24 protein-coding genes and 1 pseudogene are annotated in these 20153 nt (G+C 55.6%); 17 read left to right on the plus strand and 8 right to left on the minus strand.

Annotation, left to right across the window (positions count from 1 at the left end):
* The 7 genes and pseudogenes from glk (at position 1) to ACQ86N_RS43005 (ending at position 4154) form a co-directional block, all read left to right on the plus strand.
* Positions 1-1055, plus strand: a pseudogene (glk, locus tag ACQ86N_RS42975) (glucokinase).
* Positions 1056-1280: 225 nt separating this feature from the next.
* A complete protein-coding gene (locus ACQ86N_RS42980) occupies positions 1281-1829 on the plus strand; it encodes a phage tail protein (RefSeq protein WP_431212408.1) in 549 nt (182 codons plus the stop codon).
* Between the two features lie 19 nt (positions 1830-1848).
* A complete protein-coding gene (locus ACQ86N_RS42985) occupies positions 1849-2235 on the plus strand; it encodes a hypothetical protein (RefSeq protein ID WP_431212409.1) in 387 nt (128 codons plus the stop codon).
* Positions 2168-2668 carry a hypothetical protein gene (locus ACQ86N_RS42990; RefSeq protein ID WP_431212410.1) on the plus strand — a complete coding sequence of 167 codons (501 nt, stop codon included), beginning with the start codon at positions 2168-2170 and terminating at the stop codon, positions 2666-2668. The genes ACQ86N_RS42985 and ACQ86N_RS42990 overlap by 68 nt, the downstream gene beginning before the upstream one ends.
* 19 nt (positions 2669-2687) lie before the next feature.
* Positions 2688-3002 carry a hypothetical protein gene (locus tag ACQ86N_RS42995; RefSeq protein ID WP_431212411.1) on the plus strand — a complete coding sequence of 105 codons (315 nt, stop codon included), beginning with the start codon at positions 2688-2690 and terminating at the stop codon, positions 3000-3002.
* Positions 2993-3559 (plus strand): hypothetical protein, encoded by a 567-nt coding sequence (locus ACQ86N_RS43000; RefSeq protein WP_431212412.1) that lies wholly within the window; start codon positions 2993-2995, stop codon positions 3557-3559. The genes ACQ86N_RS42995 and ACQ86N_RS43000 overlap by 10 nt, the downstream gene beginning before the upstream one ends.
* Complete coding sequence (locus ACQ86N_RS43005; RefSeq protein WP_431212413.1) at positions 3549-4154, plus strand: T9SS type A sorting domain-containing protein; 606 nt, start codon at positions 3549-3551, stop codon at positions 4152-4154. The genes ACQ86N_RS43000 and ACQ86N_RS43005 overlap by 11 nt, the downstream gene beginning before the upstream one ends.
* On the opposite strand, the gene ACQ86N_RS43010 is transcribed toward ACQ86N_RS43005, so the two are convergent.
* Positions 4108-4917, minus strand: coding sequence for a DNA-formamidopyrimidine glycosylase family protein (locus ACQ86N_RS43010; protein WP_431212414.1), 810 nt, complete (start codon positions 4915-4917; stop codon positions 4108-4110). The two genes, ACQ86N_RS43005 and ACQ86N_RS43010, sit on opposite strands and share 47 nt — an antisense overlap.
* A 215-nt stretch (positions 4918-5132) precedes the next feature.
* Between ACQ86N_RS43010 and ACQ86N_RS43015 the strand changes: the two genes are divergently transcribed.
* Positions 5133-5273, plus strand: coding sequence for a hypothetical protein (locus ACQ86N_RS43015; RefSeq protein ID WP_431212415.1), 141 nt, complete (start codon positions 5133-5135; stop codon positions 5271-5273).
* A 37-nt stretch (positions 5274-5310) separates the two neighbouring features.
* Here ACQ86N_RS43015 and ACQ86N_RS43020 read toward each other — a convergent pair whose 3' ends face one another.
* Together ACQ86N_RS43020 and ACQ86N_RS43025 are read right to left on the minus strand one after the other, a co-directional pair.
* Complete coding sequence (locus ACQ86N_RS43020; protein WP_431212416.1) at positions 5311-6303, minus strand: DUF763 domain-containing protein; 993 nt, start codon at positions 6301-6303, stop codon at positions 5311-5313.
* Entirely contained in the window at positions 6230-6526 is a 297-nt protein-coding gene (locus tag ACQ86N_RS43025) for a DUF763 domain-containing protein (protein ID WP_431212417.1), read from the minus strand. The genes ACQ86N_RS43020 and ACQ86N_RS43025 overlap by 74 nt, the downstream gene beginning before the upstream one ends.
* Before the next feature lie 102 nt (positions 6527-6628).
* Here ACQ86N_RS43025 and ACQ86N_RS43030 point away from each other — a divergent pair, with 102 nt between their 5' ends.
* Complete coding sequence (locus ACQ86N_RS43030; protein ID WP_431212418.1) at positions 6629-8215, plus strand: aminopeptidase P family protein; 1587 nt, start codon at positions 6629-6631, stop codon at positions 8213-8215.
* On the opposite strand, the gene ACQ86N_RS43035 is transcribed toward ACQ86N_RS43030, so the two are convergent.
* Positions 8199-8762 (minus strand): type 1 glutamine amidotransferase domain-containing protein, encoded by a 564-nt coding sequence (locus ACQ86N_RS43035; protein ID WP_431212419.1) that lies wholly within the window; start codon positions 8760-8762, stop codon positions 8199-8201. The two genes, ACQ86N_RS43030 and ACQ86N_RS43035, sit on opposite strands and share 17 nt — an antisense overlap.
* Positions 8763-8938: 176 nt before the next feature.
* Here ACQ86N_RS43035 and ACQ86N_RS43040 point away from each other — a divergent pair, with 176 nt between their 5' ends.
* The 5 genes from ACQ86N_RS43040 to ACQ86N_RS43060 all read left to right on the plus strand — a co-directional run bounded on the left by ACQ86N_RS43040 (position 8939) and on the right by ACQ86N_RS43060 (position 15674).
* The gene (locus tag ACQ86N_RS43040) at positions 8939-10279 is read left to right on the plus strand and encodes a TolC family protein (protein ID WP_431212420.1); all 1341 of its coding nucleotides are present in this window, start codon (positions 8939-8941) and stop codon (positions 10277-10279) included.
* Between the two features lie 11 nt (positions 10280-10290).
* The gene (locus tag ACQ86N_RS43045) at positions 10291-11619 is read left to right on the plus strand and encodes an efflux RND transporter periplasmic adaptor subunit (RefSeq protein WP_431212421.1); all 1329 of its coding nucleotides are present in this window, start codon (positions 10291-10293) and stop codon (positions 11617-11619) included.
* Between the two features lie 10 nt (positions 11620-11629).
* Positions 11630-12379, plus strand: coding sequence for an ABC transporter ATP-binding protein (locus tag ACQ86N_RS43050; RefSeq protein ID WP_431212422.1), 750 nt, complete (start codon positions 11630-11632; stop codon positions 12377-12379).
* An 11-nt stretch (positions 12380-12390) separates the two neighbouring features.
* Positions 12391-13614 carry an ABC transporter permease gene (locus ACQ86N_RS43055; protein WP_431212423.1) on the plus strand — a complete coding sequence of 408 codons (1224 nt, stop codon included), beginning with the start codon at positions 12391-12393 and terminating at the stop codon, positions 13612-13614.
* A 212-nt stretch (positions 13615-13826) separates the two neighbouring features.
* Positions 13827-15674 (plus strand): 2-oxoacid:acceptor oxidoreductase subunit alpha, encoded by a 1848-nt coding sequence (locus tag ACQ86N_RS43060; protein WP_431212424.1) that lies wholly within the window; start codon positions 13827-13829, stop codon positions 15672-15674.
* On the opposite strand, the gene ACQ86N_RS43065 is transcribed toward ACQ86N_RS43060, so the two are convergent.
* The 4 genes from ACQ86N_RS43065 to ACQ86N_RS43080 all read right to left on the minus strand — a co-directional run bounded on the left by ACQ86N_RS43065 (position 15666) and on the right by ACQ86N_RS43080 (position 17948).
* The gene (locus ACQ86N_RS43065) at positions 15666-15821 is read right to left on the minus strand and encodes a hypothetical protein (RefSeq protein ID WP_431212425.1); all 156 of its coding nucleotides are present in this window, start codon (positions 15819-15821) and stop codon (positions 15666-15668) included. The genes ACQ86N_RS43060 and ACQ86N_RS43065 overlap by 9 nt on opposite strands.
* Positions 15818-16699: an FUSC family protein gene (locus ACQ86N_RS43070; RefSeq protein ID WP_431217831.1), complete on the minus strand. Its 882-nt coding sequence runs from the start codon at positions 16697-16699 to the stop codon at positions 15818-15820. The genes ACQ86N_RS43065 and ACQ86N_RS43070 overlap by 4 nt, the downstream gene beginning before the upstream one ends.
* Positions 16683-16811, minus strand: a complete 129-nt coding sequence (locus tag ACQ86N_RS43075; RefSeq protein ID WP_431212426.1) for a hypothetical protein — start codon at positions 16809-16811, stop codon at positions 16683-16685. Before ACQ86N_RS43075 ends, ACQ86N_RS43070 begins: the two co-directional genes overlap by 17 nt.
* A 96-nt stretch (positions 16812-16907) precedes the next feature.
* On the minus strand, positions 16908-17948 hold the full coding sequence (locus ACQ86N_RS43080; protein ID WP_431212427.1) for an FUSC family membrane protein: 1041 nt from the start codon (positions 17946-17948) through the stop codon (positions 16908-16910).
* Positions 17949-18136: 188 nt separating this feature from the next.
* Here ACQ86N_RS43080 and ACQ86N_RS43085 point away from each other — a divergent pair, with 188 nt between their 5' ends.
* The 3 genes from ACQ86N_RS43085 to ACQ86N_RS43095 are packed head-to-tail and all read left to right on the plus strand — an operon-like array spanning position 18137 to position 20058.
* Entirely contained in the window at positions 18137-19030 is an 894-nt protein-coding gene (locus tag ACQ86N_RS43085; RefSeq protein ID WP_431212428.1) for a carboxypeptidase regulatory-like domain-containing protein, read from the plus strand.
* A gap of 13 nt (positions 19031-19043) precedes the next feature.
* On the plus strand, positions 19044-19820 hold the full coding sequence (locus tag ACQ86N_RS43090; RefSeq protein ID WP_431212429.1) for an outer membrane beta-barrel protein: 777 nt from the start codon (positions 19044-19046) through the stop codon (positions 19818-19820).
* Entirely contained in the window at positions 19768-20058 is a 291-nt protein-coding gene (locus ACQ86N_RS43095) for an outer membrane beta-barrel protein (RefSeq protein WP_431217832.1), read from the plus strand. Before ACQ86N_RS43090 ends, ACQ86N_RS43095 begins: the two co-directional genes overlap by 53 nt.
* The last annotated feature ends 95 nt before the right edge of the window (positions 20059-20153 follow it).

Below are 20153 nucleotides of genomic sequence, written 5' to 3' on the forward strand. Positions count from 1 at the left end.
ATGCCAGTACCGATCGCGTTCAGACAAAAGCCCGGAGACTTCCAGGAGACGATCACCCTCCTCGCTGCCGATATCGGCGGCACGAAAACGAATATTGCCCTCTATCAGGCCGGCCCGGATGGCGTCGTCTCCCTGCGGGAGAAAAGATACGTTTCCAAAGACCATTCCTCCTTTATGGAGATCATCCGCGACTTCACGGAGACGATCCGCGAGCTCACTGCCGGAAGGGCGCCCGAACGCATCGCAGCTGCAGTGGCGGGTCCCGTCGTGGAAGGAAAGAGCAAACTCACCAACCTGCCCTGGATACTGGACAGCGAAGCCATGAGTAAAGAGCTGGGCGTTCCCGTGCGATTTATCAACGACCTCGAGGCCACGGCGTATGGTCTTGCCGGTCTGGGCGACGACGAGCTGGCCACGCTGGCTGCCGGTGACGCCCATGCGAAAGGGAATATCGCTATCATCGCGCCCGGCACCGGTCTGGGTGAAGCCGGCCTGTACTGGGACGGGCAGCACTACCATCCTTTTGCAACGGAAGGCGGGCACAGCGATTTCGCCCCAGGACAAAGACGGACGTAGACCTTTTCTGGTTCCTGCAAAAACAGTACGGTCACGTCAGCTGGGAACGCGTGGTATCCGGCATGGGTATCCGAAATATTTTTCATTTCCTGACTGAAGGACGGCAGCAGGATATACCCGAATGGCTGGCGCAACGTCTAAAGGATGAAGACCCCGCGGCGGTCATCAGCGAAGCCGCCATAAAACACGAAGACCTGCTTTGCGCGGAGACGATGGAGCTATTTGTCCGCTATCTGGCGACGGAAGCGTCGAGCCTCGTGCTCAAGCTGATGGCGACGGGCGGTCTCTATGTGGCAGGAGGTATTCCGCCCAAGATTCTTCCTTTACTGCAGTCTGACGGCTGGGAAAAAAATTTCGACAACAACGGCCGCATGCACGATCTCTCCGATAGGGTGCCCATACACGTTGTACTCAACGATAAAATGGCCTTGCAGGGTGCGGCATGGTATGGCGCCTACGATATGGTGATCAAAAATTAATTAGGGCCGTATCAAAAAAATACTACCTTTAGTACGCTTACTCACACCCCTTAGTTCAACCTTTTCTTCAAGGCCAAATTAGTACATCCATCTAAGGTCCGTCCAATCAACACTCTTATTACGTAGCTAGCTAGCACTGGACGCAATTTCCATTTCCAAACTTTTTTCGGGCTCACGCCCGAAGAGGGAACCTATATTTTTTAACTTTCTAAATCCAAACTAAAAATGGATCAGTATCTCGCCACCATTCTATTATGGCCTTGTAATTTTGCACCCAACGGCTGGGCATTCTGCGCCGGACAAATCCTTCCCATTGCACAAAACGCCGCCCTCTTCTCTCTTATAGGCACGTTCTACGGCGGAAACGGAACGACCACGTTCCAGCTGCCCGACTTCAGAAGCCGCGTGCCCATTGGCGTCGGACAGGGTCCCGGTCTCTCCAACTACGAGATCGGCCAGGTCGGCGGATCGGAGAGCGTATCGATCCTGACGAACAACATGCCAACTCACTCTCATACTTTTACCGTCTCGGCCAACAGCACCAATGCAACGGACAGCACGCCCAAAGCAGGCTATTCTCTCGCTGCACCCTATGACTCGGTGAACTTCCTTTCCATCGGAGGCTATGTCAACGCCGCCCCCGACACACAGCTGAATATTGGCACAGGCACCACCAGCACAGCCGGCAACAACATTCCGGTCGGTATCACCCAGCCCTATCTCGCCGTAAACTATATCATCGCCCTCACTGGTATTTTCCCTTCGCGCGGATAATCCCGGGAGCAAAAACAGAATGAAAAAGCTAAAACTAGGCTGGCTGATCCCTTATTCAGGGATTTTCAAAGAGCTTCGGAAAGACTTGCAACAGGGATTGGATACCGCTATTCAAATGGAAGGGGCCGGCGTCAGCATCGAATCATTTTCAGAATTCATACAGTCTGCTTCTGTAAAAAGCACGGAAGACGCGCTGAAGAAACTGCTGCTCTACAACCAGGTCGATCTGGTCATGGGCGTAGTAGGCACAAAGACGGCGACAGCCATCATTCCCGTGCTCGACAACCACAGGACGCCGGCCCTTCTCCTTAATCTCGGCGCTGACCTGCCCGGACAGCTTGCTGAGCTCGGACTATCTTTTCTACAACAGCCTCCACCTCTGGAAAAGCCAGTGGGCGATCGGTAAATGGATGCAGGACATCTACAAAGGCGAGCCTTCTGTCAACCTCTCTGTGTATGAAAGCGGATACGGCCTGCAGGATTCCTTCCGGATTGGCGCCGGCGCCTCTGGAGCGACGACGCTAAAAGTCAATCTGGTCCGCAATATCAGCGGTCCTCCGGATACCATGCCGTTGATACGGTACATCCAGGAACAACGATCTACCCATATCCACGCGCTGCTCTCAGGGAAAGAAGGCGAACAGTTCCTGCAGCTATACCAGGAGCATATCGGACCCAGCGGTGCCGGGATAAGCGTCAATCCTTTTATGGTGGAAGACGACTTCGACGTCTACACTGGCTCCCGGTCTCGACCTCTTCAATGCCAGTACCTGGACCCGCACCCTGAACACACCCGACAACAATATCTTTATCCGCGCATACAAGGCCGACTGGGATGAACTGCCCAACGTCTTTTCCATGCTCGCCTATGAGGCGGGATTGGTGCTGGCCACCGCGCTGGAAGGAAATGACCAAAAGATCAGCAGAGCATCTCTGACGGCAGCGCTCGGCAAAACCCATGCTGTAGGGCCACGCGGCGTCCTTTCCGTATCGACGCGTCCGCTGCGGACGACACTGCCGGTCTATATCCGCAAACCCATACCGTCATCCCATACGGGAAGACCGGAAAACGCCATTGTCACAACCTCTTCCGGAATAGAATGGGACGACCCCGCGCTGTCGCCAGCGCAGTCCTCTCTGGCCGGATGGCAAAATCCTTATTTATGCGTATAATTCTATTCTCGCTTCTGCTGCTGACTTTCGAACGGCTTTCCGCCACCGGCCCCGTCGTCGGGACCACCACCTTCAACAATAATTTTTCGGCGGCGGTGGGTATCCTTTCCCCCACGCCATCCCCGGGCACAGCTACGGACGTCGGCACCACATTGCATTCCGGTTGGGACTTCACGATCACCGCTCCCACCGCCACCGTAACCATATCCGCGATCGCGGGAGGCGCCAACCCCGGAGGTGCGACCGATTTCTGTGTACGGCTGGCCAGTACTACCGCGGGCGTCGGGGTGCAAACCGTTGCCGTAAAATCCAATGACGCCTCGACATTCAACCTTCAGTCGGTATTCCTTAGGCTAAATATAGTCAGTGGGTCCGCTGACATGACCATCGCCGGCTATCTCTCCGGCTCACCCGTAGCAGGAGCCACGAAGACGGTCACGGGCATAGCCACCGGCGTCTGGACCCAGTTCGACGTCAGCGCCATGTCGCAATTCGGGGGTATAGACGAGTTCCGATTTACACAGGCAGCCTCCAGCTTCCGCAACGATGACCTTTGAGGTCGTCGACCAGATCACCACTGTCGCGGGCAGCCTGCCTCTTACGCTCATCGATTTTAGCGCGCTCCATACCGGGAATGACGCCAAGCTCCAATGGACGACTGCGTCCGAACAAAATACGTCCGGCTTCGAGATCCAGCGTGGCGACAACAGCGGCGATTTTGCGACGGTCGGCCGCATGCCAGCAGCGGGTCATAGCGAAGCGACGCTCCACTACAACTACACCGACCGTCTGCCGGCGACGGCGACACCGGCCTGGTTCTACCGTCTGAAAATGGTCGACCTCGACGGCGCGTTCACGTATAGTCCAATTTTAAAATTCAATGTCTCGGGCCCGGGACCCGTGCTTTCTGCCTGGCCCAATCCTTTCCGCGGGCAGCTGACCGTGACGCTGGAAGCGGCAGAGGCCGACAAGGGCCGGCTCAGCATCCGCGATCCCGGCGGAAGACTGGTGATCGGCCAGGACCTGTCGATACAAAAAGGTACGAACAGCATACCGCTGAATTCCCTAGGCGGGCTCGCCAAAGGAGTGTATCTGTTGAATATTGCTACTTCGCGCGGGCAGGAGACTTTGCGGGTCTTGAAGAGCGACTAGGCCTGGCGGCGGTCGCCTTCTTCCGCGGCAACACATACAATTTCTGACAAACTTCACAATAAAAGGCCCGCCTGCGGGCCTTTCCCATATGTTTTACTTTTATCAGCGGCACGTGATCCCTCGGGCACTGTGTCTTCGTGTGCGCCAGCCAGTGCGCTCTCAGGACAAACTCTTTCTTCCATTTCAGGAAGTCAAAGCTATAGTTGCGGGCCTCGTTGATCATTTCGGTCAGTTTGCGGGGCGGCAGCGCACCGATCTGGCTTTCGGGATGAACCCTGATCCTAAACAACACCTCGTTCTTGATGATATTCCCGACTCCGGCGAATATGGCCTGGTCGAGCAGGGCGTCGCAGACTAGCGTTTCCGGGGCGGTCTTCAATTTTTTCCTGGCTTTTTTGGCGTCCCATGCGTCATTCATTACGTCCGCGCTCCAGTCGTAAAGCTCATCGATGTTTTCCTCCAGCAATTTAATGGAACAGGTATAAAAATAGAGGTCGCCGTTTTCGAATTTCAGGTGCAGGCGGGGGTTGGGCTTTGTCTGCTGGTTGATGCTGTAAGATCCGAATAGCAGGAAATGTATGCGTACGGTCAGCCCGGGGAGACGGATCAAAAAATGTTTTCCCCAGCTGCTGAAGGCGAGGACCTTCTGTCCGGTCATGATATCCTTGTCCACCTTTGTATTTCCTGTGGCGGACAGGATCAATTTTCCGCTGAAAGCGGCAACCTGTTCCTTTAATATGACTATGGATGGTCCCTCGGGCATAGTATCAGAATAGCAAATCCCGCACCTTCAGTCATGTTCTACATAGCCGGTAAAAGATCCGTAAGGATAAACTCTAAAGAAAACCATTAGCGTGGATAAAGATGGGTGCAATCCCATCGCGTTGCCAGTCCCGTTGCTGTATTTTTACCCTCTCTGAAATCACTTACAAGACTCCTTAAGGCACCCTGATTATGACCCAACCCACAAAAGAAAACATGGAAAAGGCGAAAGCCTTGAAGAAGCTCATGAAGAAATGGCTTACCACGCAGGAAACACAGGAAAAAGCTGACCTGCTCCTGGCGAAAAACCCGCACATCAAGGTCCGGAAGCCTGTTGCGGCGCGGAAGGCGTTGTAGAATCGCGTCCCGTGGTTCACGGTTCGCGAGTGCACCACTAGAACAGCATCATCTGTCGTCCTTTTGTCTGGTCCGCCGGAGGCTTCTCCCTGCCAAACACGGTTCGGCCTCCATATTTCCAGGAATCCCTTCTTTCCTTTTCGATATATTCTTCCAGCCCGCCGGCAGGCGTAAAATCCTTTTCCGCCTTCTGCGCCAGTGCCGACAGTTTGCGGACAGCGTCCAGCTTGTCGCTCTGGCCTATTTTGGCTTTCCGTACCGCAGTCTGAAGGATGCCGATCGTCTCGTCGTATACCGCCGTCGGGACGGGGAAAGGATGGCCGTCCTTGCCCCCATGCGCAAAGGCAAACCGCGCCGGGTCGCGAAAACGCGATGGCGTACCGTGGATGACCTCGCTGACCAGCGCCAGCGACTGCAGGGTCCGCGGACCCACGCCCTCCAGCATGATCAGCTCTTCAAAGTCGGATGGTTTCCGGTCGTGGGCGAGCCAAAGCACCGCCCCGAGCCGCCGCAGATCAACGTCCTCCGTTCGCACGTCGTGGTGTGCCGGCAGCACCAGACGCTGAATGTCCTGCATCATCAGCTCGGGCTTTTCGTGTGTCAGCGAAAGCACACCCTGCTGTGCCGGACCGGCCTCTTTGTCGGCAAGGTTGAGGATCGGCCCCTGGTTGACACCGCACACGGCGGTGTGCGGCTCGTCTACAAAGGATCGCAGGTCGGCAGAATGCCAGTGATACCTCCGGGCCATGGAATTGCCCGCGCTCATCCCCTGCTGAATAACGGTCCATTGCCCCTCGTCGCTGAGGACAAAACAGTGCATGTACAGCTGAAAACCGTCCTGGACGACGGTATTGTCGACCTTTGCGCTCAGCTTGCTGCTGCGCACCAGTTGAGCGGCATCCAGCCCCGTACTCTCGCAAACTTTTGTGATCTCCTCCGGCGCCTGCCGCGAAAATTTACCCTTCCCGCCGCAGATATAGATGCCCAGCTCCCGGGAATGCGGGTTGATCGCCCGCTTGAGCGCGCCCATGACGGAAGCTGGTGATCCCGGACGAATGCCAGTCCATTCCCATCACCGCACCAAGACTCTGAAACCAGAACGGATCGGCCAGCCGGCGGATGACCTCCAGCTTCCCATACTCGGCCAAAAGGACCTCCGTAACAGCCAGCCCGAGTTTGGCCATCCTTTCGGCCAGCCATTGCGGCACATAACCATAATGAAGGGGAAGATCAGCAGCACCGGATCGTTTCATACGCCTCTTGTTTGCTAACAAAGTTAGCGAATCCGCGTCATTTGATAAACGGCGCGACAAAACCTCCCGAAAAATATATCTTGTCGCCCACAAACTCTGATTATGAAGGCCTCTTTACTCGTCCTATCCCTGGTATTCTCCCTTGCCGGCAACTGCCAGGAGAACCTCCCCTCTGACTATCTTTCCAAATCTTTCCACGCCGGCAGAAGGGAAGCCCTTCGGGCCATCATGCCCGACAACTCGGTAGCCGTGATCTTCGCCTACCCCACCCGGACCTTCAGCAATGACGTGAGCTACCCTTATCATCCCAATCCCGATCTCTACTATTTCTCCGGATATAAAGAACCGCAGGCCGTTCTCCTCATCTTCAAGGAGCCCCAGAAGGCCCCGGGCGGCGGGACCTATAAAGAACTTTTCTTCATCCAGCAGCGCGACCCGCAGGCTGAACAGTGGACGGGACGCCGCCTTGGCGTGGAAAAGGTGAAGAGCGAGCTGGGTTTCGACAGCGTATACAACGGCAGCGCCTTCGCCGACTATCCCGTCGACCTCTCGGGCTTCAGCCGGATCCTCTTCGCTGGCCTGCCCGACGACGTGCACGACGACAACAGCGACCCCGCCGACCTTTATGACCTGATTCAGGCTTTTAAAAAGAAAGCGGCGCTGCCCGACAACTATGACGCGCCCACCTATGAACTGCTGGGCTCGCTCGCGGAAAGAGCCACGCCCGCCAACCTTAATTATGCGATCCGGTATTTCAACAAGCGCGTCGAGGCCAATCCCCGGATGCGCGACGACGAATACGTAAAGGCTTTCTCCGGCGTCAAAGACTCGGTGGGACTCTCCGCCTTCCGTCAGAAATTCTCCGCGCTCAAATGGAACACTTATCTCTATAATAAACTGGTGGCTTCGCTCAGGGAAATAAAAACGCCCGAGGAAATGGTGCTGATGCGCAAGACGGTCTCCGTTTCCTGTATGGCTCACGCCGAAGTAATGAAGGCCATCCATCCGGGTATTTCGGAAGGCGAGCTGCAGGGCCTGCAGGAATATGTCCACAAGAAACTGGGGGCGGAATGGGTCGGCTATCCATCGATCGTCGGCGGCGGCGCCAACGGATGCATCCTTCACTATGAAGAGAATAGCCGGCTCAACGTCGGCAACGATATGGTCCTGATGGACGTCGGCGCGGAATACCACGGCTACTCGGCCGACGTCACCCGCACGGTCCCGTCGACGGGCAAATTCAACCCGCAGCAAAAGGCGATATATGACCTCGTCTATGAGGCGCAGGAGGCCATTTTCCCGCTATGCCGGGAAGGAGTGCCTTTCGACTCGCTGAATAAAAAGTCGACGGAGGTCCTCGCCGCCGGACTGATCAAACTCGGCATCATAAAAGACAAGTCGGAAGTGCACACCTATTACCCCCATGGCTGTTCGCATTTTCTCGGCCTCGACGTCCACGATATGGGCAACTATGACCAGACCCTGAAGGAGAATATGGTGATCACGGTGGAACCGGGCATCTACATTCCCGCCGGCAGTCCCTGCGACAAAAAATGGTGGGACATCGGCGTCAGGATCGAAGACGACGTGCGTATCGGAAAAGACAAATTCGAACTCCTGTCATGGCAGGCGCCGCGCAAATCCGAGGACGTCGAAAAGATGCACGGGCGCCCTAATTATGCGCGGTAGTCGCGTGGCGCCCTTCCCCAATCTCTTCGATCATTTTTTTATTGAAGGCCTCGAGGTCTTTGGGTGACCGGCTCGTGACCAGGCCGTTGTCGGTGACGACCTCCCTGTCGGCCCATATCACTCCAGCGTTCTCCATATCGGTCTTCAGGGAAGGATATGACGTCATGTTACGGCCTTCTATCAGCCGCGTCTCGATCAGCAGCTGCGGGCCATGACAGATAGCCGCCACGGGTTTGCCCGATTCCATGAACTGTTGCGCAAATTCCACAGCTTTGCGGTTCGTCCGCAGTTTGTCGGGATTCAGCACGCCGCCGGGAAGCATCAGGGCGTCATAGTCATCGGAATCCGCGTCATCCAGCTGCTGGTCGACCGTCAGTTCGATCGACCAATGATCTTTATCCCATGCCTTCACCTTGTCCTTCTGCGGCGAAACGATCTTCACTTCCGCCCCGGCGTCTTCCAGTGCTTTCTTCGGGCTGGTCAGCTCAACTTCCTCAAAACCATTCTCGGTGAGGATCGCAATCTTCTTTCCGGCTAACGATGTCATAGATAGTTTTTTGATCAGTTCCTCAAAAACAATACCCCGAAGGCGGCTCCCCAACCGGCAAATATTAACTATTTTTATATGAATGGGTGAATCGAGGCCCACTGTGGCCTCACCTTTGTAACACTGGCGCAGTTAGGCATGACCTGCTGGATTTATATTACCTAAACCAGGAGCATATGTTTCTACGACTATCGGTGTTCACGATCTTCGGCCTTGGACTTCTCGCCACGACGGCATGCGCCCAGGACAGCGCTACCCGGCAGCTGCCTACCCGCTGGGACCTGCAGACCTGTCTGGACTACGCCAAAAAGAACAATATCCAGCTGAACAGCCTCCGGCTAACCGCGAGAACGGCCCAGCAGAATTATCTCCTGTCCCGCGCGCAGCGCGAACCCAATCTGCAGGCCGGAGCCGGGCTCACCTATACGCACAGCAAGAACGCCAACCCCGTGGTCGGCGGGTTCCAGACCCAGTCTTCCTTCAGCAATAGTCTCAGCCTCAGCTCGGGCATGACACTCTACAACGGCGGGTATATCAGCAACGATATCAAACAAAAGAACCTCGAGATCGAATCCGCCAACCTGAATATCTTACAGACAGAGAACGATATCACGCTCTCCATCACGCAGGCCTATCTGGCTATCCTGCTGGCGAAAGAGAACGTCGTGTACGTACAGGACCTCGTTACCACGTCCATGGCGCAGGTCGATCAGGGAAGAAAACAATACGAAGCCGGAAGCATCGCCCGCAATGCCTATATCGAGCTGCAGGCGCAGATGGCGACGGACAAATATAATTTCGTTACCGCCCAGAACGCGGTCCGGACCAACAAGATCACTCTCAAACAGCTGCTCCAGCTGTCGATCACGGACTCCTTCGATATCGTCACGCCGGATACCGTTATGTCCAAAGAGGCCGTACCGGCGCTGGATCAGGTAGTAGCAACGGCCCTGAGAGACCGGCCGGAAATAAAGAACGGCGAGCTCGGCATCGAGATCTCCCGATACGACCTGCTGAAGGCAAGGGCCGCCTATCTCCCGATACTAACGGCCTCGGCCAACCTCTCCAGCGGCTACTCCAACAACCAGCACGACGACTATTTCAAACAGCTGGACAATAATTTCTTTCAGCAGGCAGGGCTGTCGCTGTCCATCCCCATCTTCAACAGGCGGGTAGCAAAGACCAATGTAGAGAACGCGAAGATAGAGATCGAACAGTCGCAGCTGAACCTGAAGAACGTGCAGACCAGTCTGGCGCTGACGATAGAACAGGCGTATATCAACGTAGTAAACGCCCAGGGACAGTACGACGCCGCGGTCGAAGGCCTGCGGGCCAACCAGGAGAGCTTTCGCATCGCGGGCGAGCAGCTGAAAGTGGGTGCGGCCAATATCGTGGACTATCTGCAGCAGAAGACACAGTATACGCAGGCCTTCCAGGTGTATATTCAGGCCAAATACAACGCCGCGCTCAGTATCCGGATCTATGATTTCTATATGGGAATAGCAGTCAAACTATAAATGTCCTTCGTATGCCCAAACTCAGAGTGGTCATTATCATCGTGATCGTCCTTCTGGCAGGAACCGCCTTCTGGTATTTCCGGTTCAGGAAGGAGGAAAAGCCGTTGGTCCTTCAGACCGAGCAGCCCCACTATGGCTATATTTCGAAAAGCGTGACGGCAACGGGCACGGTCCAGCCCGTCGATACGGTGGCCGTCGGCTCTCAGGTATCGGGTACGATAAAAAATATCTATACGGATTTCAATGCCAAGGTCAGAAAGGGACAGCTCCTCGCCGAACTGGACAAGTCTCTCTTCGAAGCCCAGACCAACCAGTACAGGGCCAACCTCGAAGTGGCCAAAGCGTCGCTGGTCTATCAGAAAAGCACGTTTGACCGGCAGACGCTGCTGTATAATGCCGGAGCCATCAGCAAGGCGGATTTCGAGAACTCGCAGAATCAATACCTGGGAGCAAAGGCCAACGTCCAGAGCGTGCAGGCACAGCTGGATGCGGCCATTAAAAATCTTTCCTACGCCAGCATCTATTCGCCGGTGGACGGGGTTGTGATGACGCGTAATGTGAGCGTGGGGCAAACGGTCGCTGCCAGTTTCAATACGCCTACTCTTTTCATCATTGCAAAGGATATCACCAAAATGCAGGTGCAGGCGGCTGTCAGCGAGGCGGACATCGGCGACGTGCGCACGGGCCTTCGCGCAGCGTTTACGGTCGACGCCTATCCCGATATCTCGTTCAACGGTACGGTCAACCAGATCAGGCTCGAGCCCGTCGTCTCTGCCAATGTCGTCACCTATTCCACGCTCATCACCGCCCCCAACCAGGACCTGAAGCTAAAGCCCGGCATGACGGCCAATATCTTCATCTTTACCAGAGAGGTGGACAGCGCGATGTTAATTTCGGCGAAGGCCCTCAAATTCAAGCCGGACTCGTCCATGACCAAACAATTCAGGATCATACCCGATACCAATGCCGAACGCGAGCTTGCGGCGCGAAGCGCGCCGGGCTTCCAACGCTGGCCCCACTGCTCCTCCCCGCCACCGGCACGACTCGGCCTCGATACAGATAGACTCGGCGCCGAACACGGGCACGCCCGCCTTTGTATGGGTCAGAGTGGGAGACAGCCTGATGGAAAAAAGGTGACGACGGGACTTAACAACGATACACAGGTACAGATACTAAGCGGACTGGACAACGACGACGAGATCGTCGTTGCGGCGGAGGTCGAGACCAGGGCGGAGGCGAAGAGTGGTGCGGTGAGAAGCCCCTTCATGCCCGCACGACGCGGTGGTGGCAGCAGAGGCGGGGGAGGTGGTGGTGGCAGACCGGGAGGCGGCGGCAGATAAATCTAAACCCATGAGCAATCAAAAAATACTCGAATTAAAGGATATCAAAAGAGAGTTCCGCATGGGCTCCGAGATCGTCAGGGCCCTGAAAGGGGTCAGTTTCGACGTCGAGGCCGGTGAGTTCGTCACCATCATGGGAAGCAGCGGTTCCGGCAAGACGACTTTGCTGAATACCCTCGGTTGTCTGGACAAACCCACGGAAGGCACCTACCTGCTGGACGGGGTAGACATAAAGAAGCTGGGTCGCAACGAGCTGGCGCGCCTCAGGAATCATAAGATAGGTTTTGTCTTTCAGTCCTACAACCTTTTGCCCCGTACCTCGGCGCTGGAGAACGTCGAGCTGCCGCTGATGTACAACCCCGAGTTCAGCGCGAAAGAAAGAAAGGAGCGGGCCATAAAGGCGCTGGAAGCAGTAAATTTGGGTGACCGCCTCGACCATACTCCCAACCAGCTGTCCGGCGGCCAGCAGCAACGCGTAGCCATTGCCCGCGCCCTGGTGAACGAGCCGGTGATGATCCTCGCCGACGAGGCGACCGGAAATCTCGACTCCCGAACCTCGTACAGCATCATGGCCCTTTTCCAGGAACTGAACTCCCGGGGAAAGACCATCGTCTTCGTGACCCACGAACCGGATATCGCCTCCTTCAGCAGCAGGACTATCATGCTGCGCGACGGCAAAGTGATGAAGGATAGTGTTAATGAGAATAGGAAGTCGGCGAAAGAGGTGCTGGCATCACTACCGAAAACAGAGGATTATTAAATTCTTTTATTATGAGCCTGTTCAACCTTCTCCGGATCGCGTTGAAAGCCCTGCAAAGAAACAAGCTGAGGGCTTTTCTCACCATGCTGGGCATCATCATCGGCGTGGCGTCTGTCATCGCCATGGTAGCCATCGGACAGGGCTCGAAACAAAGCATCCAGCAGCAACTGTCGGGCATGGGCTCGAATATGATCATCATCCGGCCCAACAGCAATGTCTCCGCCGGCGCCCGTCTCGACGCCACTTCCGTCCAGACCCTCACCCTCGACGACGTAAAAGCGCTGCAGAAACAGGCCCCGCACCTCAGCGCGGTCACCCCGCTGGCGAGCTCCAAAGGACAGGCGATCTATGGCAACAACAACTGGCCGACCACCATTCAGGGCGTCAACCCGCAATACCTCGACGTCATCCGCCAGTGGCCCCTGAAAGACGGTATTGCCTTTACCGACCGTGACGTACAGTCCCAGAACAAGGTGTGCCTGCTCGGACAGACCGTCATCACCAACCTCTTCCCCAACGGCGAAAACCCTATCGGGAAATATATCCGCTTCGGAAAAGTACCCCTGCTGGTCATCGGCACCCTCAGCGCCAAAGGCGAAAGCGCATTCGGCCAGGACCAGGACGACGTGATACTCGCCCCTTTTACCACCGTGCAAAGACGCATTCTCTCGACCATCTACCTTCAGAATATCTATGCCTCCGCTACGGATGAAAAATCAACTACTGCTGCTACCGACGAGATCTCCGGGATCCTTCGCGCGACCCACCGCCTGAAATCCACCGACGAAGACGATTTCGCGGTGCGGACCATGCAGGAGCTGATCAATACCTTCAGTTCGACCAGCCAGCTGCTGACCGTACTGCTGGCGGTGATCTCAGGGATATCCCTGCTGGTCGGGGGTATCGGCATTATGAATATCATGTACGTCTCGGTCACGGAGCGGACGAAGGAAATAGGACTTCGCATGTCGATCGGGGCCCGCGGGATCGACATTCTCCTGCAGTTCCTGACCGAGGCGATCCTGATCAGCATTACCGGCGGGATCATCGGCGTCGTGCTGGGAATTACTTCCGCGCGGCTGGTCACGGCCTTCCTTTCGTGGCCGACCCTGGTGACGGAATACTCCATCATTCTGTCCTTTCTGGTATGTTTTATTACCGGTGTCTTTTTCGGGTATTATCCGGCGCAGAAGGCCTCGCGGCTGGATCCGATAGAGGCGCTACGCTATGAGTAGGGGGCGGGAAGCCGGCAGTCTGACCGCGAGAACCATGTGAACCGCGCATGGGGGAGGAAGACCGGTGTGAACCGGGGCGCGGGCGCGTGGGAGGTGACGCCGGCGCGTGGACCGACGGAAGGGATGGGCTCCTGGCGGGGCAACCCTTTTTCCCGATGTCGGAAACTACGTCGCGGCCGCACCACCCCAAAATGTGTTATCTTTGTCCCCCCATGAACAGAAAAGAAGAGATCCTTCAGGATGTCGTCATAAAATTCGCCGGGGACTCCGGCGATGGCATGCAGTTGACCGGAAGCCAGTTTACCAACAATACAGCCCTTCTGGGCATCGATCTGGCCACCTTCCCCGATTTCCCCGCCGAGATACGGGCCCCGCAGGGGACCCTTCCGGGCGTCAGCGGGTACCAGCTGCGCTTCTCGAGTGACAAAGTATATACCCCTGGGGATGAATGTGATGTACTGGTAGCCATGAACGCGGCCGCCCTCAGGGCCAACCTCAAAGGCCTGAAAAAAGGAGGAAAGATCATCGTCAATACCGAAGGCTTCGACGCCAAAAATCTCCGGCTGGCCAACTACCCCGACGGGGCGAATCCCCTTGAAGATTCTTCGCTCGGGAGCTACTCCGTCATCCGGATGGATGTGACAAAAATGACCCGGGAAGCGCTGAAGGATATCACCATGGGCACGAAGGAGAAAGACCGGGCCAAAAACATGTTCGTCCTCGGCTTCCTATACTGGATGTACAACCGGGACATGGGGAATACCATCCAGTTCCTGAAAGATAAATTCGGCAAGAAGCCGGAGATACTGGAAAGTAATATCAGGGCGCTCCAGGCCGGCTTCAACTTCGGGGATACCACCGAGACGTTTACCACTACCTACAAGGTGGAAAAGGCGAAAATGACCCCCGGTGTTTATCGCAGCATCATGGGCAACCAGGCGCTGGCCTATGGGCTGATCGCCGCATCACAGAAGAGCGGTCTTTCGCTCTTCCTCGGCACCTATCCTATCACGCCGGCCTCCGATGTTCTGCACGAGCTGAGCCGGCACAAGGCATTCGGCATCCGCACCTTCCAGGCAGAGGACGAGATAGCCGGCATCACCGCGGCCATCGGCGCCTCCTACGGCGGTTCCCTCGGCGTGACGACGACCTCGGGCCCAGGCATGGCACTCAAATCCGAGGCGATGGGTCTCGCCGTTATGCTCGAAATTCCTCTTCTGATCTGCGATATCCAGCGCGGCGGCCCCTCGACCGGCCTCCCGACAAAAACGGAACAGAGCGATCTCCTGCAGGCCTATTACGGACGCAACGGAGAATGCCCCATGCCCGTCGTCTCCGCATCGACGCCCAGCGACTGTTTCGACGCGGTCTATGAAGCCGTCCGCATAGCGGTTCAGCATATGACACCCGTCATCTTCCTGAGCGACGGTTATATCGCCAATGGCGCGGAGCCCTGGAAATTCCCTAAAAGCGCGGACCTCGCGCCTATCGAAGTAAAATTCAAGACCGAGCTAGGTCCCGACGAAGAGAAATTCCAGCCCTACCTGCGCGACGAGAAACTCGTCCGCCCCTGGGCCATACCCGGCACACCCGGACTGGAACACCGTATCGGCGGCCTCGAAAAACAGAATGTTACCGGCAACGTCAGCTACGACCCGGAGAACCACCAGATCATGGTGAGGATCCGCGAAGAGAAAGTTGCCCGCATCGCCGACCATATCCCACTCCAGGCCCTCGACAGCGGCCCCGAAAAAGGCGACCTGCTGGTACTCGGATGGGGAAGCACCTACGGCTCGATCAAAAGTGCCGTGGCCGAACTGCAGAAGGAAGGTTTTGCCATTGCCCACGCACATCTCCGCCACCTGCGCCCCTTCCCGGCCAACCTCGGCGAGCTGCTCCACAACTACAAGCACGTGCTGATCCCCGAGATCAACAACGGACAGCTGATCAAGATCATCCGCGACCAATTCCTGATCGACGCAAAAGGATATCATAAGGTGATGGGCGTCCCGATCACGAAGGGCGAGCTGGTGACGAAGATCAGAGAGGTGTTAAAATAACGGAGTATAGCCTACTTCCTGCGGCGTCGTGAGTGCCGAGTGCAGCGGAGCGCTCAGCTTTTCGATATCCGCGGCGACTTTGACGATGAAATTGAACTGATCCGCTATCGGCTTGAATTCCGATAGTTGCCTGCGCGTATCGGTCATAGCGAACTTCGTCGGAGCGTCGTCCCTCGCTCCTTCTCGTTCGTTCCCTTCGCTTCGCACTGGGAACGCCGGCGTCGAGTTCGTCCCTGCGCTGTTCCATCAGCCTGTTCAGTCGGTCGTTCAGCACGCGCAGCTCTTCTTTCGGCACCGCCGTTGCCTGAGGCAAGGCCTCGTCTTTCAACACCGCCACCGCGCACCGCAGCCTTCTGAACGATATCGTTTACCAGCGGCTCATAAGCCCCGTCGGCAAATTTTGCCGCAAAAGGATCGACATAGTAGGCCAGAGTGGCCGTATGCGACGTAAGCATGTGGTTGGAGACGACGAACTGGTGCATGTCCGTGATCCTTTTCTGCTGACGGCGAGGCTCCGAGAGCATTCGTCCGAATGCGTCCGAGAGATTGGCGAGCGCAACGAAGGCCTTTTTTCGCGAAAGTTTGTATTGGTGTACGGTCGAAGGCCGGCCGAGGAAAGCGCCAGCCACGTCCCTGAAATAGTCGATATTGGCTTCGATCGCCCCGGTCATATAGTCCGTTATCCGCTCGTGCTCCCAGGAAGGTATGATCAGGATATTCGCCAGAAAGGCAATGACAGAGCCGATCACGGTATCGATGACCCTGTCGGTCAGAATGGTCCTAAAATCGATCGGATACAACAGATGGAACAACAGCAGCACATAAGGTGTGGTAAATATCACGGCGGCCAGGTAGTTGGTCCGGAGAAAGACATAGGTGCCGATCATGAACAGGATCATCAGCACGAACAGGACGCGCGGGTCCTTTATGAAATACAGGATCACCAGCCCCACCAGCGCCCCGCCAAGGGTTCCCATCAGCCGCTCGAAATTGCGCTTCTTCGTCAGACTATGGACGGGTTTCAGTCATAACGATGATCGTTAGCAGCATCCAGTAGCCGTGTCCGAACGGAAGGAATCCGGAAATGATATAGCCCGTGATCGTCGCGATACTCACGCGCATGGAATGCCGGAACATATTGGACTTGATGGTCAGGTTTTCGAGCAGCAGCGGGGTCTATATCCTGATGCGAGACGAAGGCCTCGAAGTCGACCTCCGAATTGAAGTCCTTGCTCAGCTGGCGGTCAAAAGTGGTATATCCGTGTAAGGGTATGCAGCCGGTCGCTGATGTCCTGGATGCTGTCCAGTATGTTCTTCAGTCCGATAAATCCTTCGACGTTCTCGGCGGTCCGGTGCCTGTCCCTGTAGGCGTTTAGTTTTTCTCTTGTCTGCCGGATGCGGGCCGCGAGCTCTCCGTTCTCTTCGGAAGCGCTTGCCGCTCATAAGGGCAATTCCGATCTCGTCGAGCTCATCGGCCAGGCCGAGTATCAGCCGGTGAAAGTCTTCCATCAGGCCGCTTCCGTCGAAGATGCGGTGCAGCAGCTGATAGTCCTGCTGAGAGGTCATGATCCTTTCGAAAAGATCGATAATGTCAAGAAATATCATCACCAATACGCGTCCCGTATGGGTAGATTCCTGTACGATATTACGGCTCTTGAACAGCAGTTCCCGGACAAGGTCCTGTTTCTCGTGATTGGAGACCTGGCTCTCGACGAGCTGCCGGTAGCTTTTGTCGTAGTCGATGTCGGGCGAATAAAAAGACGCCTTGATCCGCAGGTATCCTGCGGTGGACTGAATGGATTCGCCAAGTACCTGCCGCACCAGCCGGTATGGCCTGAAGCTATACAGCGCCAGGCTCAGCACCGTATACCATATACCACCCGCCAGTACATAGGCGGCGTTGATGATCACGTCCCATCCGTGACGCTGCCGGTCGATATTCAACACCATGACCAGCAGGGCGTTGATACCGATGGAACTGGCCCTGGCGCCATAGATGCTCATAAAGGAGAAGACGAAACAGAATAGAAATACCAGGATCCCCGTCATCCATTCCGAGCCGGAAGCCCAGCCGGTAAGCAGGGTGACCAGAAAGATGATCAGCACGCAGGCGATCATTCCATTCCGACGGTGATGGATAGGGCCGGGATTATCGGTGTTGCCCACACACATCGCGCCGATGGAAAGTACGACGCCGGCAGACAGGTTGTGAAGCCAGCCCAGCAGGATGGAAGGAAGAAGAATGCCTGCAGTGATACGTATTGCGCCATTCAAATAATGGCTGTTTATAAAACTCTTATATTGCCTGATATAATCCATGTAGACCGACCCAATAAAATTTAATCCCTCAATTTTACAAACTAGTTTTGTGGCTTCGAAAAAAATCGCTTTTTTCGAATAAGGTATTTACAGGCAGGCCATCGAACCTTAAACGCCTATATCAAATGAGAATTCTTCTACCTTTGGTCCTATTGATCATCCTATCCTGTGAAAGCCTGAAGGCCCAGCAGATAAAAGGTTTGATCGCGGATACTCAGGGGAAACCATTAGCCGGCGCTTCCGTTGCCCTAAAGAAAAGTAAGGATTCTTCTGTAGTAAAGCTAAGCATTTCGGATAGCAATGGGCAATATGAATTTTTGACCGTTACGCCCGGAAACTACTTCATCTCGACTTCGCATATAGGTTATAGCCCGAGAAATTCCGCAGCATTCGATCTGGGCGCAGGCGCCGCGGTGCAGACGCCCGTGATCGGTCTCGTCCGCGACACCCGCGAACTGAGGACTGCGGAGGTAGCCGGCACCAGACCACTGGTAGAAGTCAAACCCGACAAGATCGTCCTCAATGTAGAAGGCACCATCAACGCGATAGGAGAGGACGCGCTCGGCCTGCTTCGGAAATCTCCCGGCGTCACAGCAGACAAGGACAACAATTTAAGCCTCAGCGGCAAGAACGGCGTACAGGTATACGTGGACGGACGCCCCACCTATCTTTCCGGCGCTTCCCTTGCCGGCTATCTCAGGACCATACAGTCCTCTTCGATAGAGTCGATCGAGATCATCGGCAACCCCGGAGCGAAATACGACGCAGCGGGTAACGCAGGCATCGTCAATATCCGGCTGAAGAAGAACAAGGCCTTCGGTACCAACGCAACGGTCAGCGCCGGATACAATATCGGGATCTACAGCAAATACAACGGCTCGCTGTCCTTCAACCACCGCAACGAACACCTCAACGTATTCGGCGACTACGCCTATAACCACTCGCTCAACGAAACCTATGCAACGATGTACAGGACCCAACTGGATACGCAGTTTCTCCAGAACACGGTGCTACAGTCCAGGTACAGTAACCCATAATTACAAGCTGGGGATGGACTATTTTATCGACAGGCAGAACACCATTGGCTTCGTCGTCACCGGGGTCTTTGCCGGCTATGGCTATCGCAGCAACAGCGCGACGCCGATCGTCTTTATCCCGACCAATGAGACGGACCGGGTGCTGCACGCCGACAACCATACCGAGGGCCGCAACGACAACATAAATGTCAACGGCAGCTACCGGATGGCCGATACCAGCGGCCACGAGCTGAATATCAACGCCGACTATGGATACTACCGCCTCCGCAGCGACCAGCAGCAGCCTAATAACTATTTCGACTCGACCGGCAAGAATCTCCTGTACAGCCATAATTACAATATTCTGTCGCCGACGGATATCCATATCTATAGTTTAAGGCTTGACTATGAGCAGAATTTTCTGAAAGGGAAGCTCGGCACTGGGCGGGAAGTCCCTCGTATGTCACCACGGCCAACGACTTCCGTGAGTACGATCTCGGCCAGTCGAGGATCCTCGACACGCAGAGCAGCAACAATTTCAGCTATGAAGGAGAACATCAACGCCGTCTACGCCAGCTATACCCGAAGCCTGAAAGGCTGGATACTGCAGGGCGGCCTCAGGGCAGAGAACACCAACTCGAAAGGCGTTTCCGACGATTCGACTTTTACGCGCCACTATACCGATCTGTTCCCAAGCGCCTCCGTCACCTCGGAACAGGAACCCGGCGAAACAGTGGACCCTCAATTACAGCCGCAGGATCGACCGCCCGGCTTACCAGGACCTGAACCCTTTCGAGTTCAAGCTGGATGACTACACCTTCTCAAAGGGGAATACGCTGCTGCGACCACAGTATACGCACAGCGCCGGTCTAACCTTTATGTATAATTACAAACTGACCGCGACCCTGAACTATAGCCATATCAAAGACCTGTCCACGACCCTCGTTGACACGACCCAGCAGTCGAAGGCGATCGTTTATAAGAAGAACCTGGCCACCCAGGACATCACAAGCCTGAACATCAGCTATCCCTTTCAGTACCGGCGGTGACAGCGCCTTTTTCAATATCAACGCGTCGTATTCTTTTAAACAGGGCGGATTTCGGTGTTGGCCGGGTCATCGACCTGAACGTCTTCAATACGACG

Source organism: Puia sp. P3, assembly GCF_050632245.1.
Lineage (GTDB): Bacteria > Bacteroidota > Bacteroidia > Chitinophagales > Chitinophagaceae > Puia.

Bases quoted from the DNA above. Each gene is read 5' to 3' on its own strand.
- ACQ86N_RS42980 (WP_431212408.1), top strand. From the start codon at position 1,281: ATGGATCAGTATCTCGCCACCATTCTATTATGGCCTTGTAATTTTGCA.
- ACQ86N_RS42985 (WP_431212409.1), top strand. From the start codon at position 1,849: ATGAAAAAGCTAAAACTAGGCTGGCTGATCCCTTATTCAGGGATTTTC.
- ACQ86N_RS42995 (WP_431212411.1), top strand. From the start codon at position 2,688: ATGCTCGCCTATGAGGCGGGATTGGTGCTGGCCACCGCGCTGGAAGGA.
- ACQ86N_RS43000 (WP_431212412.1), top strand. From the start codon at position 2,993: ATGCGTATAATTCTATTCTCGCTTCTGCTGCTGACTTTCGAACGGCTT.
- ACQ86N_RS43005 (WP_431212413.1), top strand. From the start codon at position 3,549: ATGACCTTTGAGGTCGTCGACCAGATCACCACTGTCGCGGGCAGCCTG.
- ACQ86N_RS43010 (WP_431212414.1), bottom strand. From the start codon at position 4,917: ATGCCCGAGGGACCATCCATAGTCATATTAAAGGAACAGGTTGCCGCT.
- ACQ86N_RS43015 (WP_431212415.1), top strand. From the start codon at position 5,133: ATGGAAAAGGCGAAAGCCTTGAAGAAGCTCATGAAGAAATGGCTTACC.
- ACQ86N_RS43020 (WP_431212416.1), bottom strand. From the start codon at position 6,303: ATGGGCGCGCTCAAGCGGGCGATCAACCCGCATTCCCGGGAGCTGGGC.
- ACQ86N_RS43025 (WP_431212417.1), bottom strand. From the start codon at position 6,526: ATGAAACGATCCGGTGCTGCTGATCTTCCCCTTCATTATGGTTATGTG.
- ACQ86N_RS43030 (WP_431212418.1), top strand. From the start codon at position 6,629: ATGAAGGCCTCTTTACTCGTCCTATCCCTGGTATTCTCCCTTGCCGGC.
- ACQ86N_RS43035 (WP_431212419.1), bottom strand. From the start codon at position 8,762: ATGACATCGTTAGCCGGAAAGAAGATTGCGATCCTCACCGAGAATGGT.
- ACQ86N_RS43040 (WP_431212420.1), top strand. From the start codon at position 8,939: ATGTTTCTACGACTATCGGTGTTCACGATCTTCGGCCTTGGACTTCTC.
- ACQ86N_RS43045 (WP_431212421.1), top strand. From the start codon at position 10,291: ATGCCCAAACTCAGAGTGGTCATTATCATCGTGATCGTCCTTCTGGCA.
- ACQ86N_RS43050 (WP_431212422.1), top strand. From the start codon at position 11,630: ATGAGCAATCAAAAAATACTCGAATTAAAGGATATCAAAAGAGAGTTC.
- ACQ86N_RS43055 (WP_431212423.1), top strand. From the start codon at position 12,391: ATGAGCCTGTTCAACCTTCTCCGGATCGCGTTGAAAGCCCTGCAAAGA.
- ACQ86N_RS43060 (WP_431212424.1), top strand. From the start codon at position 13,827: ATGAACAGAAAAGAAGAGATCCTTCAGGATGTCGTCATAAAATTCGCC.
- ACQ86N_RS43065 (WP_431212425.1), bottom strand. From the start codon at position 15,821: ATGACCGATACGCGCAGGCAACTATCGGAATTCAAGCCGATAGCGGAT.
- ACQ86N_RS43075 (WP_431212426.1), bottom strand. From the start codon at position 16,811: ATGTTCCGGCATTCCATGCGCGTGAGTATCGCGACGATCACGGGCTAT.
- ACQ86N_RS43090 (WP_431212429.1), top strand. From the start codon at position 19,044: ATGGACTATTTTATCGACAGGCAGAACACCATTGGCTTCGTCGTCACC.